This window comes from Pseudomonas sp. NPDC077186 (genome assembly GCF_044543505.1).
GTDB lineage: Bacteria > Pseudomonadota > Gammaproteobacteria > Pseudomonadales > Pseudomonadaceae > Aquipseudomonas.
On record NZ_JBITWE010000007.1, the window covers coordinates 91,618 to 109,668 of the forward strand.

Genomic DNA, 18,051 nt, shown 5'->3' on the forward strand with positions numbered 1-18,051 from the left:
CCCGGCCACTCTTCACTATGCTTGCTCTGCCCGCAGCGCCATCCAAGGAGTGAAGTGCGATGCCCAAACCCGCCGTTCCGCGCGAGCGTCGCTTCCCGTTACACGTCCATATCAGCGCCCTGTTCACCCTGCTGTTGCTGCTCACCGGCGCGGTACTGGGGCTGTTCAACTACCAGCAGACCAGCCAGATGATCGTCTCCAGCAGCGCCAAGCTGTTCGAGCGCATCCAGCACGACGTGCAACAGGACCTGGACAGCACCTACCGGCCGATCCGCCACCTGCTCAGCCTGCTGACCCTCGACCCGGCCACCCAGGGCGACGACCTGGAGGCCCGCCTGGCCCTGCTGCGCCCCTTCGTCCAGGCCCTGCGCGACAACCCCAAGCTCGGCTCGCTGTACCTGGGCTACGACGACGGCGACTTCTTCATGGTTCGCCCGCTGCGCAGCGACGCCCTCAAGCAGCGCTTCGACGCCCCGTCCGGCGCCGCCTACCAGATCTGGTCGATCGACCGCAGCGCCACCGGCACCGAGGCCTACTACCTGTTCTACGACGGCTCGCTGAACCAGCTCAGCCGTCGCCAGCGCCTCAAGGAAAGCTACGACCCGCGCAGCCGCGACTGGTACCAGCGCGCCCGCGGCGACGGCGGGCAGATCACCACCGCGCCCTACGTGTTCTTCTCCACCGAGGAGGTCGGCACCACCCTGGCCCGGCGCAGCAGCCTGACCGCGGTGCTCGGCGCCGACCTGACCCTGGCCGATCTGTCCGCCACCCTCGCCGAACACCGCGTCACCCCCAACAGCGACCTGGTGCTGGCCGACGCCGAGGGCAACGCCGTGGCCTACCCCGACAGCAGCCGGCTGATCCGCGTCGAGGGCGACAGCAAGCGCCTGGTCAAGGTGCGCGAGATCAACCCGGTGCTGGGCGAGCTGCTCGACGGCGAACTCAACGAACGCGACCAGGGCACCGTGGTGCTGGCCCAGCAGCGCTGGGCCATGGCCCACCGGCATATCCAAGAGGGCGGACCGCAGGGCCTGCACCTGGCGCTGCTGGTGCCCGAGCGCGAACTGCTCGCCGACGCCTACCGCATCCGCTGGCAGGGCGCGTTGATCACCCTCACCACCCTGCTGCTGTGCCTGCCGCTGGGCTGGCTGGCCTCGCGCCTGGTGGTCAAACCGCTGCGCGCGCTGGTGCAGGAGGCCGAGGCGATTCGCCGCTTCGACTTCGACCACCCGGCCAGCGGCCGTTCGCCGATACTCGAAGTCGATCAACTGGCGGTGTCGATGACGCGGATGAAGGACACCCTCGGCCGCTTCCTCGACATCGCCGCCAGCCTCTCGGCGGAAACCCGCTTCGACGCCCTGCTACGCCGGGTGATGGACGCCACCGTGGCGATCAGCGAGGCGCAGGGCGGGGTGATCTACCTGCTCGACGCCGACAGCGGCCGCCTCGAACCCCAGGGCCTGGTGCTCGACGGCCAAGCCCATGACCTGGGCGAGCGGGGCCTGCAGGGCTTCGCCCTGGACGACGCCGACCTGCCCGACTGGCTGCGCGGGCCGGCCAGCGGCGGCGCCAGCGTCGCCATGTCCCTCGGCTTCGACCAGGCCGGCAGCTTTCGCGGCCTGCTCTCGGCGCTGGACAGCCCGCGCCTGCACCTGATCGCCGCCGGCCTGCACAACCGCCAGGGCGACACCGTCGGCGTGCTGGTGCTGCTGCAGCGCGACAACGGCGACGGCGACAGCATGCTGCGCCCGGAACGACTGGCCTTCGTCGACGCGGTGTCCGGCAGCGCCGCGCTGTGCATCGAGAGCCAGCGCCTGCTGGCCCGGCAGAAGCAGCTGCTCGACGCCTTCATCCAGCTGATCGCCGGCGCCATCGACGCCAAGAGTCCCTACACCGGCGGCCACTGCCAGCGGGTGCCGGAAATCACCCTGATGCTCGCCCGCGCCGCCGCCGCCAGCGACGCCCCGGAATTTCGCGACTACCGGCCCAGCGACGAGGAATGGGAGGCGCTGCATATCGCCGCCTGGCTGCACGACTGCGGCAAGGTCACCACCCCGGAATACGTGGTGGACAAGGCGACCAAGCTGGAGACCCTGTACGACCGCATCCACGAGGTGCGCATGCGCTTCGAGGTGCTCAAGCGCGACGCCTGGATCGCCTACTGGCAAGGCCGCGCCGAGGGTGGCGAAGACGCCGCGCTGACGGCGCTGCGCGAGCAGCTGCTGACCGAGCTGGACGAGGAATTCGCCTTCGTCGCGCGCACCAACCTCGGCGGCGAGGCCATGGCCGAGGCCGACCAGGCGCGCCTCAAGCAGATCGCCGAACGCACCTGGCTACGCACCCTCGACGACCGCCTGGGCGTGTCCTGGGAAGAGGCCAAGCGCCAGCAGCGCAGCCCGGCGCCCAGCCTGCCGGTGGCAGAAGCGCTGCTGGCGGACAAGGCCGAGCACCTGATCGAGCGCCCGGCGCAGGAGCTGATCGCCCCGGACAACCCCTGGGGCTTCAAGCTGGAGGTGCCGCCGCACAAGTTCAATCGCGGCGAGCTGCACAACCTGAGCATCGCCCGCGGCACCCTGACCGCCGAGGAGCGCTACATCATCAACCACCACATCGTGCAGACCATCCTCATGCTCGGCCGGCTGCCCTTTCCCAAGCACCTGCAGAACGTCGCCGAGATCGCCGGCGGCCACCACGAGAAGATGGACGGCACGGGCTATCCCAAGCGCCTGACGCGCGACGAGATGAGCCTGCCGGCACGGATGATGGCGATTGCCGATATCTTCGAGGCGCTGACCGCAGTGGATCGCCCCTACAAGAAGGGCAAGACGCTGTCGGAGGCGCTGAACATCATGGTCGGCATGTGCCAGGGCGCGCACATCGACCCGCCGCTGTTCGCCCTGTTCATCCGCGCCGGCATCTACCGGCGCTATGCCGAGCGGTTCATGCTGGCCGAGCAGATCGATGCGGTGGACGAGCAGGCGTTGCTGGAGAAGGCGGGGCTGGCCTGACGGCCGTGGCCTGGATCGGCCGAACGGCTGATCCGGGAGAGGCGGCGCCGGAGCATCCGGCGCCGCACGCGGATCACGCCGGGTTGATCGGGTTTTCCGGGTACCAGACGTCCAGCAGCGGGCTGATCTCGAAGCCCTGCAGCTCGTCGCGGCCCTTCAGCCAGGCCTCGACGGCGGTGCGCTGCGCCTCGTCGACCGAGCCGCGCTTGGCCAGGCAGACCAGACCGTAGTCTTCGCCGCCGACGTAATCCAGGCCGTTGCCGGCGATGGCCTGAGCGAGGAACTGGTCGATGAAGGCATCGACGGTCTGGTCGTTCAGGTCGGCCTTGAAGTTCAGGGTCAGCTCGAAGCCCAGCTCCTGGAATTCATCGACACAGAGCTTCTTGCGCAGACGGCGGGAACGGTTGGTCGCCATGAAACAATCCTCAGAGGTGATAACGCGCGGCACTCTAGCAGATCGCCCGACTTGTCGCTCGCTGCCCTGCCACCTTGCGGCATAATGTGCGGCAACTTTTCCCGGCGGCTGGCTGTCGTTAGGGAAACGCTGAAATAGTCGTCATTCCCGCGCAGGCGGGAATCCAGAGCCTCCGTAGTACCTGGGCTCCCGCCTTCGCGGGAGTGACGGTAAATGGTCTTTTCAGAACGTCCTTGGGTTCTCGCACGCAATGGCGCTCGCTCGGCGACCCGGCGTACGGAAATCCGCTTCACCCCTTTGCTGTCGCCGCCTCAGTGCGCAAGGTTTTTCATCATGATTCAGCGGTTTCGCCAACTGGCGCTGAGCGCCGTGCTTCTACCCCTCGCCCTCACCTGCCACGCCGCCGGCGGCGCCCTGCCGGCCAAGGTCGAGCAGGCACTGAAGGCCAACAAGATCTCCAATCACTCGCTGGCGGTAGTGACCCTGCCGCTGGCCGGCCAGGGCGGCGGCCTGCAGTTCAATGCCGATGTCTCGGTCAACCCGGCCTCCACCATGAAGCTGGTGACCACCTACGCCGCGCTGGAGCTGCTCGGCCCCAACCACCAGTGGACGACCGAGTTCTACGCCGACGGCCCGGTCAAGGACGGCGTGCTGCACGGCAACCTCTACCTCAAGGGCGGCGGCGATCCCAAGCTGAACATGGAGAAGCTCTGGCTGCTGCTGCGCGATCTGCGCCTCAACGGCGTGCGTCAGGTGCAGGGCGACCTAGTGCTCGACCGCAGCTTCTTCGTCGCGCCGCAATTGCCGGCCTTCAACGACGACGGCGGCGACGCCAACAAGCCCTTCCTGGTGGCGCCCGACTCGCTGCTGGTCAACCTCAAGGCGCAGCGCTTCATCACCCGCGCCGAAGGCGGCAAGATACAGGTCGCCATGGACCCGCCGATCGCCACGGTGCGCATCGACAACCAGGTCAAGCTGCTCAAGGCCGCGCCCTGCCCGGCCTGGCCCGACGTGCGCTACAACGCCGTGAAGCAGTACGACGGCACCACCCTGATCGTCAGCGGCCAGTTGGCCGACGGCTGCAGCGCGCAGACCTACCTGTCGCTGCTCGACCACCCCAGCTACGCCGCCGGCGCCGTGCGCGGCATCTGGCAGGAGCTGGGCGGCAAGATCCTCGGCAAGGATCGCCTCGCCGAAGTGCCGGACAAGGCTCGCCTGCTGGTGCGCGCCTATTCCCCGGACGTGGTGGAGATCGTCCGCGACATCAACAAGTACAGCAACAACACCATGGCCCGGCAGCTGTTCCTCAGCCTCGGCGCGCAGTTTCGCACCGCCGCCGACCAGGACGACGCCATGGCCGCGCAGCGGGTGATCCGCAGCTGGCTGGCGCGCAAGGGCATCACCGCGCCGCACCTGGTGATGGAGAACGGCTCCGGCCTGTCGCGTGCCGAACGCATCAGCGCAAGGGAGATGGCGGCCATCCTCCAGGCCGCCTGGCGCAGCCCCTATGCCGCCGAGTTCCGCAGCTCGATGCCGCTGGTGGCGCTGGACGGCACCATGCGCAAGCGCCTGCGCCGCACCCCGCTGGTGGGCGAGGCGCATATCAAGACCGGCACCCTCAACAACGTGCGCGCCATCGCCGGCTACAGCCGCGACAGCAACGGCCAGGACTGGGCGGTGGTGGCGATCCTCAACGACCCCAAGCCCTGGGGCGCCACCTCGATCCTCGACCAGGTGCTGCTGGAGACCTACAAACAGCCGAAGCGCTGAATATCTGTGGGAGGGGCTTCAGCCGCGACGGTCGCCGCTGAAGCGCCTCCCACAGTTCCCGAAGGGCATCCGGGCTAGCTAGCGGCTAGCGCGCGCTGAAACGCCAGGCGCGGTGGATCTTCGGGTTGCGGGCGAAGTCGGGGTCGAGGGTCTGCGCGCTGATCTCCTCGACCTGGTAACGCGCGGCCAGGCCCTCGTCGAGCTGGAACTTGCGGAAGTTGTTGGAGAAGTACAGCACCCCGCCGCGGGCCAGGCGCGCCATGGCCAGGTCGAGCAGCTCGACGTGGTCGCGCTGCACGTCGAACACCCCCTCCATGCGCTTGGAGTTGGAGAAGGTCGGCGGGTCGATGAAGATCAGCTCGTACTCGTTGCGATCCTCGGCCAGCCAGGCCATCACGTCGCCCTGCTCCAGGCGGTGCTTGTCGGAAAACCCGTTAAGCGCCAGGTTGCGCCGCGCCCAGTCCAGGTAGGTCTTCGACAGGTCGACGCTGGTGGTGCTGCGCGCGCCGCCCTTGGCCGCATGCACGGTGGCCGTGGCGGTGTAGCAGAACAGGTTGAGGAAGCGCTTGCCGGCCGCCTCGCGCTGGATGCGCAGGCGCAGCGGACGGTGATCGAGGAACAGCCCGGTATCGAGGTAATCGGTGAGGTTGACCAGCAGCTTGACCCCGCCCTCGCTGACCTCCATGAACTGGCCCTGGGCGGCCTGGCGCTGATACTGCTTGCTGCCGCTCTGCCGCTCGCGGCGCTTGATCGCCACCCGGTTCTGCGCCACGCCGAGGGCCTGGGGAATCGCCGCCAGGGCGTCGAGCAGACGCGCCTGGGCCTTGTCCGGATCGATCGAGCGCGGCGCGGCATATTCCTGCACGTGCACCCAGTCGCGGTACAGATCCACCGCCAGGGCGTACTCGGGCATGTCGGCATCGTACAGGCGGTAGCACTCCACGCCCTCGCGACGCGCCCACTTGCCCAGTTGCTTGAGGTTCTTCTGCAGGCGATTGGCGAACATCTGCCCGCCTTCGGACAGGCGTGCCTGCGGCGCTGCTTCGGCCGCAGGCTCCGCCTCCTCGCGTCCGCGCCGCTCGCCGGTGACGAACTGCTCGGTCTGCACCTTGATCAGCAGCAACTTGCAGGGCAATGCGCCGTTCCAAAAGGCGTACTGCTTGTGGCTGCGCAGGCCCATGCGCTTGCCCAGTTCCGGCGCGCCGGTGAACACCGCCGCCTCCCAGCCCAAGCAGGCCTGGCGCAGGCGCTCGCCGAGGTTCTGGTAGAGGTACAGCAGGCTGGCTTCGTCGCCCAGACGCTCGCCATAGGGCGGGTTGCTGATCACCAGGCCCTTCTGGTTCTGGTCCGGGCGCGGCTCGAAGCTGCCCAGCTCGCCCTGGTAGATCTTCACCCAGTCGGACAGGCCGGCACGCTCGACGTTGTTGCGTCCGGGCTGGATCAGTCGCGGGTCGGCCTCATAGCCGCGAATCCACAGCGGCGACTTGGCCAGGCCGGCGGCAGCGCGTTGCTCGGCCTCGGCATGCAGCTTCTTCCACAGCGCCGGCACATGGCCGAGCCAGTTGGAGAAGCCCCAGCGCTCGCGCCGCAGGTTGGGGGCGATATCGGCGGCCATCAGCGCCGCCTCGATGAGGAAGGTGCCGACGCCGCACATGGGGTCGGCCAGGGCCCCGCCCTCGGCGGCGATGCGCGGCCAGCCGGCGCGGATCAGCACCGCGGCGGCGAGGTTCTCCTTGAGCGGCGCGGCGCCCTGCTGCAGGCGGTAGCCGCGCTGGTGCAGGCTATGGCCCGAGAGATCCAGCGACAGCACGGCCTCGCCACGGTCCAGGCGCAGATGCACGCGCAGATCCGGGTTGAGCTTGTCGATGCTGGGGCGCTCGCCGCTGTTGGTGCGCAGGCGGTCGACGATGGCGTCCTTGACCTTGAGCGCGCCGAAGTGGCTGTTGTCGATGCCCGAGCCGTGGCCGCTGAACTCCACCGCCAGGCTGCCGGCCGGCTCCAGGTGATCGCGCCAGTCCACCGCCTGGACGCCCTCGTAGAGGTCGTCGGCGTTGCTCATGGAGAAGCGCGCCAGCACCAACAGCACGCGGTTGGCCAGGCGCGACCACAGGCACAGGCGGTAGGCGGTCTCCAGCTCGGCCTGGCCGCGCACCGCGGCGGTCTGCTCGCGCGCCTCCTCCAGGCCCAGCGCCTTGGCCTCTTCCAGCAGCAGGCCTTCGAGCCCCTTGGGGCAGGTGAGAACGATTTCGTAACGATCCGACATGGACTTTCCAGTGCCTATGGCAATCAGGGAGGCGCGACCTGCGCGCCTCGACTCAAAATAAGTGACAAAACGTCACATCGCGACCCTTCGTCGGAATAAGCAAGCAGTCTCATTTGCACTAGCACAATGACGCCACTGCCGCCTGCGGCCAGGCCCCACGGCGCCTGGCCGGAAGACGCTGGACATATGCCCAGCGCCCTTATGGCCTCACCCTCGTTTAGGTTACGCCCTTATGACAAATCGATCATTCACAGGCCCCAGCGCATTCGTTAGAACACCACTTAAGGCTTTCGCTGCAACGGCGAGGGCATAGAAAGTTCGCCACGCCGGCAGCGAACTTTCGCAGGCAGAAGACTCTCTGCCCGGCCTTGCCACAAGGCCAACGGGACATAACAGTCAACAGTGAGGGCAACACCCTATGAGAAGACTTAAGCGTGATCCGTTAGAACGAGCTTTTTTGCGCGGCTATCAGTACGGCATCAATGGTAAATCCCGCGAACTTTGCCCCTTCACCCTGCCTTCGGTACGTCAAGCCTGGCTCAATGGCTGGCGCGAGGGCCGCGGCGACAACTGGGATGGGCTGACCGGCACCGCCGGTATTCATCGACTCAACGAACTTCACGCTGTCGGCTGAATTCCAACTTCACCATGCCGACCCCCTCCGGGCGGCGGGCGCAAGCCCAGGGGCTCCTTCGGGAGCCCTCTTTATTTGCGCAATGCCGCAATGGCATCCACCGCCTCGCGAATCAGCGCCGGGCCCTTGTAGATGAATCCCGAATAGATCTGCACCAGGCTCGCACCGGCGGCGATCTTCTCCGCCGCATGCCTGCCCTCGGTGATGCCGCCGACCGCGATGATCGGCAAACGCCCGCCCAGCTCGCCGGCCAGCACCTTGACGATATGCGTGCTCTTGTCGCGCACCGGCGCACCCGACAGCCCGCCGGCCTCGTCGCCATGGGCAAGGCCTTCGACGCCTTCGCGGCCGAGGGTGGTGTTGGTGGCGATCACCGCATCCATTCCCGCCTCCAGCAGCGCCGCGGCCACCAGCGCGGTTTCCTCGTCGCTCATGTCCGGGGCGATCTTGATCGCCAGCGGCACGCGCTTGCCGTGCTGCTGGGCCAGGTTCTCCTGGCGCTGGCGCAGGGCTTCGAGCAGTTCCTTGAGCGAGTCGCCGAACTGCAGACTGCGCAGGCCGGGGGTATTCGGCGAACTGACGTTGACCGTGACATAGCTGGCGTGGGCATAGACCTTGTCCAGGCAGGCCAGGTAGTCGTCTACCGCACGCTCGACCGGGGTATCGAAGTTCTTGCCGATATTGATCCCCAGCACGCCCTTGAACTTCGCCGCCTGCCCCCGTTGCAGCAGGTGGTCGACGCCCAGGTTGTTGAAGCCCATGCGGTTGATCACCGCCTCGGCCTCCGGCAGGCGGAACAGCCGCGGCTTGGGGTTGCCCGGCTGCGCCCTCGGGGTGACGGTGCCGATCTCGACGAAGCCGAAGCCCAGCTGGGCGAAGCCGTCGATGGCGTCGCCGTTCTTGTCCAGGCCGGCGGCCAGGCCCACGGGGTTGGCGAACTGCAGGCCCATTACCGTGGTCGGCAGGCTGGCCGGCGCCTTGCTCAGCAGGCCGTTGAGGCCCAGGCGGCCACCGGCGCCGATCAGGTCGATGGACAGCTCGTGGGAGGTTTCCGGGGACAGTTTGAACAGCAGCTCGCGGGCCAGGGAGTACATGGGCAGGCTTAGCTCGATAGATGAGGGGGCAGGCCGGCGATTATAGCCGCGCGCGGCGCCCCGGCGCGAGGCGGGTGCGCCGGATCAGGGCAAAGGGCGTAAGCTCAGCAACTCGCCGGCGGCACTGAACTCCAGCACGAAGGAACCATAGATCCCCTCGTGGGTCAGATAGGGCCGCAAATGGTGGGCCGGCAAACTGACGCGGCGGCCGTCGCGGCTTTGCGCCATAATCCGGTTGGCATGGCCGCGGTAGACGGCCTGCAACCGTTCGGCCGATAACGCAATATCCAGCACCAAGCTGGGCATGGAGGCACCCTCGCAAATGAATGCGGCTATTTTGCCACAGACCCGTTCCGCCGCCGCTGACGCGTCGCGCTGTGCCGCGCGAGCAGGAGCTACCGGCGTCTGCCACACTGCTGTAGACGCCCCTGGAGCGACCTGCCGGCCATGAGCCTGTCCGAGCCCTCAACCCTCAGCACCCGCCTGACCGCTCTGGCCCAACGCCTGGGGCTGATCGGTCGCGGCTCGCGGCAGATATTCGCCCGCGCCAGCGCGCTGCGCCTGCCGTTCCGGGTGCTGCCGCCGCCCGGGACGAGCATCTGCTGGCACGAGGGACCGCCCCTGCAACGCCTGGTCGACCTGCCACGCGGCGCACTCTCGGGTCCGGTGCAGGAAGACAAGGCCCAGGCCCATGCTGCCCTGACCCAGGTGGTGACGACCGAACGCCAACACCTGCAAGCCTTCGACCTGCGCCTGGTCGACGGTTTCGCCTGCAACGCGAGCAGCCAGCACGGCTACGCCAGCTTCGAGGACTATGCGGCGAGCGAGCACTGCAAGCAGGTGCGCATCATCAGCTACAAGGATTTCGTCAAGACCATCAGTCAGGCCTTGCCGCGTTTTCTCGCCGGCGAGGCCGTCGAGTTGCGTCAGGCCGGCTGGCACGGCGCCCGTACCTTCTGGGCCGGCGAGCAGCAGGGCGAAGCCTTCGCCGGAGCCATCGTCTATGCCCGCAGGCGCGGCCTGGAGGTGCTGTTGCCGGCCAACCTGACCCGTTACCGGCTGAGCGCCAGCGGGCTGGAAAACCTGCAGCTGCGCTACCACGTGCTGGCCATGCCGGGCGAAGCCTGGAGCGACCCGCACTTCATGGGCCTGCTGCTGGATAACGGCCTGCCCTATGCGCGCCTGTCGCTGCTGAAGACCGCCGGCGCACCGGAATTCCTCCTGTTGCCCAAGGAACATCCGCAGGCCACCGCCCTCGGCGAAGGCCTGCGCCTGGCCGGCGCCCCCGACGTACTGGGTTATCTGCGCCAGCTGGCTCTGTAACCCGGTGACGGGCCCATTCGCGTAGGGTGCGCTGCGCGCACCGGCCATACCATCCGAGCTGGTGCGCACAGCGCACCCTGCGATTACTCGTCGCAACCGCGTAATAGACGGCCGATCATCTCCAAGGAATAACCGCGATAGGCGAGAAAGCGCCCCTGCTGGGCGCGCTCGCGAACATCGCCCGGCAGTTGGCCGCCGTACTTGCGCTGCCAGGTCTCGCGCAGCTGTTCGAACCAGTCGATGCCGCTGTCGCGCAGCGCCTGGTCGATATCGCCGCGCGCCAGCCCGCGCTGGCCCAGCTCTTCGCGAATGCGCTGCGGGCCATAGCCGGCACGGGCGCGGTAGGCGACGAAGCTTTCCAGGTAACGCGCCTCCGAGAGCAGGCCCTCTTCGGCCAAACGCTGCAATGCAGCCTCGATCAGCGCCTCGGGTGCGCCGCGTTTGCGCAGCTTGCGCGTCAGCTCTACCCGCCCATGTTCGCGCCGCGCCAGCAGATCCATGGCCGCCCGCCTGACGGCGAGCGGGTTATCCAGCACCACGGACATGCTGCGCGGGCTTAGAAGTCGACTTCGGCGTCGGCCAGGTCATCGGCCGAGGCTTTCACCGGTGCACCGCCGACCAGCAGCTTCTCGCGAACCTGGCCCTCGATGGCGCGCGCCACTTCCGGGTTGTCTTCCAGGTATTTGGCCGCGTTGGCCTTGCCCTGGCCGATCTTGTTGCCCTGGTAGCTGTACCAGGCGCCGGATTTCTCCACCAGGCCCTGCTGCACGCCCAGGTCGATGATCTCGCCGTTGCGGTAGATGCCCTTGCCGTAGAGGATCTGGAACTCCGCCTGGCGGAAAGGAGGCGCAACCTTGTTCTTGACGATCTTCACGCGGGTTTCGCTGCCCACCACTTCCTCGCCTTCCTTCACCGCGCCGGTGCGGCGGATGTCCAGGCGCACCGAAGAGTAGAACTTCAGCGCGTTACCGCCGGTGGTGGTTTCCGGGCTGCCGAACATCACGCCGATCTTCATGCGGATCTGGTTGATGAAGATCACCAGGCAGTTGGCATTCTTGATGTTGCCGGTGATCTTGCGCAGCGCCTGGCTCATCAGACGGGCCTGGAGGGGAAGCAGTACGGATTTGGGTTCATATAGGCTGGCGCCTGAGAAACCAACACGTTGCAAAGCCATACTGTTCATACACTTTACCCTTACGGAAGCCCTATCCCTGACTACACTGTCTATCTGAACCAATTTCAGGTAGGAAAGCGATGAGCAGGATGCGGGAAGATTTGGTCGATAGTATCAGGGCTTGCTGCCCTGAGGACATCCTAATCTGGGTAGAAAAGCATCCTCCGAAGCGCCGGGCGCCCCTCATCCGCGTTTTTTTCATGATCGCTCACGAACTTGATTCAGAGTGGTATCGGAACCCTGTGGCAATCACCAATGCTTGCCGCCAATTTCTCTCTCATCGACGCAGTGCAATATCCGAAATTACAGGCAAGCCAATCAAAGAAGTCACCGTCATCTCTGACTACACCGCCGTTCGTTATTACTTGAACAGGCTTCAAAAAGCCAAAAAGCTACCTAGCAATGCGCTGATCCTACCAGTCCCAAACTCGACAGACGTATTCTCAGAAAAAGAATGCAACATTCTTGGCTATCTGACCTTGGAACATGCCATTCAAGCGAATTCAATGGAAAACGCTCTTAACGAGATTGCCCATCAAATCGAAAAACATAGAACTGTCATTCTCTCCAAATGCAAGCGCATTGTAGCAGAGGGTTATGCACGGTTTTTGGAAGTTCCAGGCATGATTCGCAGAAGCGATGTGGCCGCCATCCGACTCACAAAAGACAACCTAGATCCTAACCTGAGAGGATCTCGCTCTGGCCAACATATAAGCTTTTTCTCACCATCACATCCAAATGGCTTCAGCAACTCTGTTGCGTACCTAGCCACAGAACAAGATGGTCTATTTACACGCAAATCTTTCCCTGGCGCGCACCACATTTATTCCTGGTCTACTACGAAAATCAAATCCTACCTGGGAATTACCGAAGAGTTTGCTGTGGCGGCCATGTGCATCATCATTGACGAACTCGGGATAAATGTTTTCGACTTAGCAAATGCCCAAGTCAAGAAAACAAAAGATGGTCAATTTGTCACCATCCGAGAAGATGGCGGCATAACTATCACCACCCTTAAACCTAGGGCTAACAAATTAATTGAGCGCCACGCACCAAAAGCTACGGACGAGATTGAAATCGATGCAGAAAGTATAGACGCCCATACTGCGCTATGGATGCTATTGCAAATGAGAGTCCAGCACTCCAAAGCCTTGAATTCCAACTATCTTTTCGTCATGGATGGTTCTAGCCCCACTCGCCACGGGGATGAACACCTCTACCGTATCTTAGACACGAGACGTAAAAACACTTTCAAAGCAATCATTGATTCGCTGCCTTCATGGGTAGCTGAAGCTGAACCAACCATGCCTAAAATTAGGGTTTCACGAGGACTGCTGAAATGGATTGAGAGTGGTGGAGACACTTTGGAAACGACCATTTACCTAGGAAATTCCCTGCTAACAGCCCTGAGAAACTACATCCCACCTTCAATTCAAGAATTTGTTTACCGAAAGAGAATACGTGACCATCAAAAAATTCAACTACTAATAGCAGAAGATATCTCAACCCACTCCCCCCGCATTAAGAATAATAATTACGAGTGCGCCAAGATGCAGTTTATCGAGGCTGTGAAATTTTTAAGAACTAACAGCCGCCACACGACAACCCACAACCCAGGTCAAGTATTCTGTTTCCTTTGCTCACCAGAAGCAATTGGGTTGATAGTCTCTTACGCGACATATGGGACAAAACAAGAGCTCATCTCGACTTGCAAGAAAATCATCACAAAAATCCAAGACGAAGGCAGTCGAAAGATGATCAAGCTACTGGCGGACGCTACTCCGATACCAATGAACTTTGAGCTTCTTGAGGTACACGTAAATGAATAATGAAAAAATCAAGAAGAGCTCTCCATCTACAGCAACCTCCCAAGCGATCCTTCCTAGTTGGATCCACCCCAACTCCTCAAATATGAAGTGGTATCTTCCTCGCACCGGCACCAAGGTTACAGTTTCGGAAGATCCGAACAGCAGTCGCTATGTAAAGCTTAGCTTTGACTACCAGCTATTTGATGGGTCATCCACATCAGATCTGATATGGAATTTATTTATCAGAGATTTACAATCATCAGCGATAGCCCTCATCGAAAGCTCAAAGTCAAAACGACCGTGCGCATTAGTCGGCTTTGTTAGAACGGCTTTTGAAATTGCCGACCATGTGTATGAAGCCAGGCACCGCTTAAATCAGCCCCCTAAAATCGTCACCCTAGCCGATATCACCCTGGAAGACATAAAGACCTTCCTAGAAGCTCACGACCTCACGCTCATGGGGATAAATTTACTCAATCTCGACACGCAGTTAGGGCCTACGCCAAGAGGCCGCGAAAACATTGCATCCTGCATTTCAGGAATGCACATACCACCCATAACACAAAAGATCTTAATCCAGAAACTTAAAAATAACAGGTCTGACATCTGCCGGGAATTCACCTGTACGCACTCAGCAAATGAAGAGAATGAAGAGGACACACTCAGCATCTCCACAATCCAAAATAAATGCACCAACTTAACCTACCTACACTCCACTAAAGAATATCAAATTCATTCCTTTAAGGTAGGAACGCACGACATCTCAGATGTAATTAACAGCATGACCGGCAGATTTGTAGATAAAAGCCAAACCCCACTGATGCCTACAAATATTGCATTTCACTACATCAGCAATGCTATTGTTTTTCATCGCAACTATGCGCCACACATCCGAGCCTACATAAAGCAACTGGACAACCATTACAACAGAGAAATTATAGATAAATATGCCGCAAGCACAATTAGATCAAATGTGCACATTTTCAAGAAGCAAACCTTTGAGGCTGTACCAATCCCCAAGGCACTACAACATCTAAACATTAAAACATATGGTAAGTGCGGCAGCAACAGAGGTGGTATTTATTGCAACTCGATTATGCGCGAACACATCTCCACTGATGAACTAATTGATTTTTACGCTATCACAACACGCATCCTTATCCATACTTTTTCAGCTTGCCGAGTATTGAGTACCGCCTTGCTCGACGCTGACTGTCTTACAATTTCAAAACTGGATGGCTTGTGGGATCTGAAGCTTAAAATCCCGAAAGCCAGTAACAGCCATGAGCTTGAGATTATAAAGCGCCCAATACCTAAAGTCATTTGGGACTTCATTAACGAGTACATAGAGTTTATGGAGGATCGCCACCCAGGCATGACCTCCATCTGGCCCTCCGGCTCATTCAAAGGAAAAGATCGCAGTGAAATGACTCTACTAAAAAAACTGGATCAATACTCCGATTGGATTCAAGTACCTAAGATAGGCGAAACTAGATGGTATGCACGACCTCATCAGTTCAGGCGTTTCTTCGCCGCCTTTTTCTTCTACCTAAGCGGCAGTACAGAAATTGAACCATTGCGCTGGATGATGGGGCACATTGAACCTAGCGTGACCCTTTACTACGCCAATATCGCGAACCAGCCCGGTTGGGAGCGAGAAACCTTAGAATTCTTAATAGACTACTTGGAGGGGCATGTAGGCAAAAACGTATTAGTCGACGAAGATCTACAAGAAAATTTTGCTGAGTGTGAGCTTGAAATCAAACTTGGCGACCACGCCTTATTATCTGAACACCTTCAGGAACTGGCAAACCATCGCGAAATAAGACTCCAAATCATCAACAACAAAAAAATCTTTGTGTACGCGAGTAAATAATATGAGCCGTTATTCAAAGGGTGAAACTTCAGCAGCCAAGCTTCAGGAGAAGCAAGCCAAAACACAAAGCCTGATTACCAAAATATTGCTGATTAGAAAAGCAATCGAAGACCGGCAAAGACTTCCTTCCCTGGACGCACTTAAGAGCAAAAGAGGCATACCGTTCAAGTCCGCCCTTAATTGGTCAGATGCCGACCTTGGAGTTATTTCTTGCTCTTATAATACATCGCGAGAACCCTACAACACTGAATACTCAGATCAACTAGCAGCCGCCTTAGAAACATACAACAACCTCACGCCCGCCACACAAACCCTCCCACCTCAAAAGCGAACAACCCAGCGTTCACAGCAAGAAGAAATCTCCACTCTAAAAAATCAAGTCGACTACCTCACAAATACATTAGGCGAAGTCTACAGGGCGTACATGCAACTGGTTGCTAGAGTGGACGAACACACTCGCCAGGACATCAGATATCAGCAAGTTTTGAAAAGCCACACCCTGGCACTTGATAGAGCTCATCTCACCTTGGTGAAACCATGATACATGTAGCAAAAGCTCCGCGTCTTGACTTCCTTTTTAATCACGGCCACACCACACCTCCGTCTCTTCCAATGCTTTTTGACTCCCGAGGAAACTTTTGCTGGGAGCTCAATAGCTACCTTACGAGTATCGGCGGTGGTGCCAACAGCTATGGGGTCCGGCCAGCAATTAAAACAGTGTTCAGCCATGCTGATACTCTAAACGTCTTCCAGAAATACATAGAACGCAACAAGTTAACCATTCTTGATGTCACTGACGAAACCCTTTACGACTTCGTTAAGTACAAACAAAACTCTAGAACGGCAAACTCGACCACAATCAAGAAAATTGTCCGACGCATATTAGCTCTATTAGAGCACACGCAAAAAGAAAACAAATTCCAGAACCTACTTACCACTGACCCTCGCGCACATAACTTTCAAATTAATGCTACAGAGGACTTCTACAGACTTAACAGGCGGACGCCACTGCGTTTTCTAACCCATCCCTGCCTAGATGAACTAAGGGATACTCCGACCAAACCAACAAGCTTCATAAGAAACAATGAACTGAACGCATGGCATGAAGCAATTCACGACTACACATCCAACCAGTATATAATTGATAGATGGTACATCCTTGCCACATTACTCGAACACACAGGCAGCCGAATAGAAGAAGCCATTAACATCCCAGCAAGCTCCATTATTAATGCCTATAAAAATAACGGCCCTGTAACAAACATCCCCGTTTTAAAAGGAAAATACAAAGGTTGCTTACGCCAGGTACTAATACCGAGAACCGAGCTTCAAGAAATCTACAAATTCGTTCTACTCACTCGTTCCAGCCATCCTCACAGCGAGCTTCATGACAGGATATTCGTTAGCGAAGATACTGGATATCCTCTGGCGCGCACCACCTTTAACTCCTATTACAACGTAGTCATCAAGACTTCAAGACACGCAGAACTCCTCAAAGGTATCTCCTATCATAACTTCCGCCACCGATACTTCACCATATTAGTCGCCAAGAACATCAGTACGCTTTCAAAAATGTCGAAAGCCAATATTCTAGACGTAGCGATGGCCATCGCTCGCAAAAACTCATACCACGCATCCAAGAGCACACTCTCTACTTATATCCATCTCACACAAGATGCTGAAATACAAGACATCCTGAAAGCAGAACCAAATGCGTCCACGACCCTCCATGCGATCCAAAGCATTGTCGATGCAACTGACGACAGATCCCCTGATGAGAAGCTCACGGCAATAACGGCATTGATACAAGCCAAGCTCTCTTGAAATGCTACTTCTTCTATTTTTCTAACCCGGAGTGGTCAGCGGAAGTGGCATCAAGCGAGAGGGACATTTGTACCTTTGTACCTTTTCTGGACAACGGTGAATCGGGGTTATGACAATAGCGTGCATTCTACGGCCCTCCAAATATGGAGCGCCGCTCCAGAAAAAGGACTCACGCTATGCTCTATCTTTCGGATGTCCAGCCTGCCTATTGCCCTCAGTGCGGCAAACCCATGGAGCCGAGGCTGCATGGTTGGGAAGCCCAGGATCGTTTCTATAACGCTAAACAGCCTTTTCTCTGCGAATGCGGCGCACGTTATCTTCTCAGGGAGAATGTCGTTGCCAATGCGCTCGACCATGCCGAGTCGGTAGGCGGTGATGCTGGCTTCGACCGTGCCGCTAGGATGAACGTGTTCTCCGAGTTGTACGTGATTCTCGGTGCTCTCGATGCCCCCGAGGCTGTGCTGGACCAGGTATTAGCCGCAGCCGAAGGTGATTTGCTGCCTTACTCCACGTTGCTCCCATTCGAGAAGGAATAGATGGACAGAATCCATTGGTTTGCCGTTTCAAACCCCGAGCAGAAGCGCTTCCCAGAATGGAGGCGCTCGTTTGGTATTAGCGACAACGGCATCGTCTTCGTGCCGGCTGCGATGGCTGGCGATGACTCAGAGTTGAACGTCATGCTCTGCGCGGCTGCCGAAGGCCAAAGCACAGTCGTTCACCTCGATCACCACTTCGTGCCCAGCGGCTGGCTCAAGCGCGAGTTCCCCAAGCACTTCGAGCTGATTGAGATCATCGAGGCCCGTGCACAACTGACGCTGGCGGCAGCTTTTTGAGCAACACGAGGGTTGATAACTGATCAATC

Annotated in this window: 15 protein-coding genes and 1 pseudogene; 10 read left to right on the forward strand and 6 right to left on the reverse strand. The window is 59.9% G+C overall.

Annotated elements, in window-relative coordinates; genetic code table 11:
- Nucleotides 1–59 precede the first annotated feature (59 nt).
- Nucleotides 60–3,008: an HD domain-containing phosphohydrolase gene (locus tag ACIGKL_RS22385; protein ID WP_397488625.1), complete on the forward strand. Its 2,949-nt coding sequence runs from the start codon at nt 60–62 to the stop codon at nt 3,006–3,008.
- A gap of 73 nt (nt 3,009–3,081) precedes the next feature.
- Here the strand turns inward: ACIGKL_RS22385 and ACIGKL_RS22390 are convergent, their stop codons facing one another.
- Nucleotides 3,082–3,423, reverse strand: coding sequence for a YggL family protein (locus ACIGKL_RS22390; protein WP_397488626.1), 342 nt, complete (start codon nt 3,421–3,423; stop codon nt 3,082–3,084).
- Between the two features lie 333 nt (nt 3,424–3,756).
- Between ACIGKL_RS22390 and dacB the strand changes: the two genes are divergently transcribed.
- Nucleotides 3,757–5,193, forward strand: a complete 1,437-nt coding sequence (gene dacB, locus ACIGKL_RS22395; protein WP_397488627.1) for a D-alanyl-D-alanine carboxypeptidase/D-alanyl-D-alanine-endopeptidase — start codon at nt 3,757–3,759, stop codon at nt 5,191–5,193.
- An 85-nt stretch (nt 5,194–5,278) separates the two neighbouring features.
- On the opposite strand, the gene rlmKL is transcribed toward dacB, so the two are convergent.
- Nucleotides 5,279–7,456: a bifunctional 23S rRNA (guanine(2069)-N(7))-methyltransferase RlmK/23S rRNA (guanine(2445)-N(2))-methyltransferase RlmL gene (rlmKL, locus tag ACIGKL_RS22400; protein ID WP_397488628.1), complete on the reverse strand. Its 2,178-nt coding sequence runs from the start codon at nt 7,454–7,456 to the stop codon at nt 5,279–5,281.
- A 418-nt stretch (nt 7,457–7,874) separates the two neighbouring features.
- On the opposite strand from rlmKL, the gene rmf reads away from it, so the two are divergent.
- Entirely contained in the window at nt 7,875–8,090 is a 216-nt protein-coding gene (gene rmf / locus ACIGKL_RS22405; RefSeq protein ID WP_003244273.1) for a ribosome modulation factor, read from the forward strand.
- A gap of 71 nt (nt 8,091–8,161) precedes the next feature.
- Here the strand turns inward: rmf and ACIGKL_RS22410 are convergent, their stop codons facing one another.
- Together ACIGKL_RS22410 and ACIGKL_RS22415 are read right to left on the reverse strand one after the other, a co-directional pair.
- Entirely contained in the window at nt 8,162–9,184 is a 1,023-nt protein-coding gene (locus ACIGKL_RS22410; RefSeq protein WP_397488629.1) for a quinone-dependent dihydroorotate dehydrogenase, read from the reverse strand.
- An 84-nt stretch (nt 9,185–9,268) separates the two neighbouring features.
- The gene (locus ACIGKL_RS22415) at nt 9,269–9,490 is read right to left on the reverse strand and encodes a DUF2835 domain-containing protein (RefSeq protein ID WP_397488630.1); all 222 of its coding nucleotides are present in this window, start codon (nt 9,488–9,490) and stop codon (nt 9,269–9,271) included.
- Nucleotides 9,491–9,631: 141 nt separating this feature from the next.
- Here ACIGKL_RS22415 and ACIGKL_RS22420 point away from each other — a divergent pair, with 141 nt between their 5' ends.
- Nucleotides 9,632–10,507 carry a DUF6685 family protein gene (locus ACIGKL_RS22420; RefSeq protein WP_397488631.1) on the forward strand — a complete coding sequence of 292 codons (876 nt, stop codon included), beginning with the start codon at nt 9,632–9,634 and terminating at the stop codon, nt 10,505–10,507.
- A gap of 83 nt (nt 10,508–10,590) precedes the next feature.
- Here ACIGKL_RS22420 and recX read toward each other — a convergent pair whose 3' ends face one another.
- Both recX and ACIGKL_RS22430 read right to left on the reverse strand, forming a co-directional pair.
- Complete coding sequence (gene recX / locus ACIGKL_RS22425; RefSeq protein WP_021441849.1) at nt 10,591–11,052, reverse strand: recombination regulator RecX; 462 nt, start codon at nt 11,050–11,052, stop codon at nt 10,591–10,593.
- An 11-nt stretch (nt 11,053–11,063) separates the two neighbouring features.
- Nucleotides 11,064–11,615, reverse strand: a pseudogene (locus ACIGKL_RS22430) (DNA recombination/repair protein RecA); the annotation flags it as partial.
- A 266-nt stretch (nt 11,616–11,881) separates the two neighbouring features.
- Between ACIGKL_RS22430 and ACIGKL_RS22435 the strand changes: the two are divergent.
- The 6 genes from ACIGKL_RS22435 to ACIGKL_RS22460 all read left to right on the forward strand — a co-directional run bounded on the left by ACIGKL_RS22435 (nt 11,882) and on the right by ACIGKL_RS22460 (nt 18,022).
- Entirely contained in the window at nt 11,882–13,510 is a 1,629-nt protein-coding gene (locus ACIGKL_RS22435) for a hypothetical protein (RefSeq protein ID WP_169715795.1), read from the forward strand.
- Entirely contained in the window at nt 13,503–15,365 is a 1,863-nt protein-coding gene (locus ACIGKL_RS22440; protein WP_167137546.1) for a hypothetical protein, read from the forward strand. The genes ACIGKL_RS22435 and ACIGKL_RS22440 overlap by 8 nt, the downstream gene beginning before the upstream one ends.
- 1 nt (nt 15,366) lies before the next feature.
- Nucleotides 15,367–15,906, forward strand: coding sequence for a hypothetical protein (locus tag ACIGKL_RS22445; RefSeq protein ID WP_032489556.1), 540 nt, complete (start codon nt 15,367–15,369; stop codon nt 15,904–15,906).
- Nucleotides 15,903–17,189 (forward strand): site-specific integrase, encoded by a 1,287-nt coding sequence (locus ACIGKL_RS22450; RefSeq protein WP_108193586.1) that lies wholly within the window; start codon nt 15,903–15,905, stop codon nt 17,187–17,189. The genes ACIGKL_RS22445 and ACIGKL_RS22450 overlap by 4 nt, the downstream gene beginning before the upstream one ends.
- Before the next feature lie 176 nt (nt 17,190–17,365).
- The gene (locus ACIGKL_RS22455; RefSeq protein ID WP_019396667.1) at nt 17,366–17,725 is read left to right on the forward strand and encodes a hypothetical protein; all 360 of its coding nucleotides are present in this window, start codon (nt 17,366–17,368) and stop codon (nt 17,723–17,725) included.
- A complete protein-coding gene (locus tag ACIGKL_RS22460; RefSeq protein ID WP_019396668.1) occupies nt 17,726–18,022 on the forward strand; it encodes a hypothetical protein in 297 nt (98 codons plus the stop codon).
- Nucleotides 18,023–18,051 lie beyond the last annotated feature (29 nt).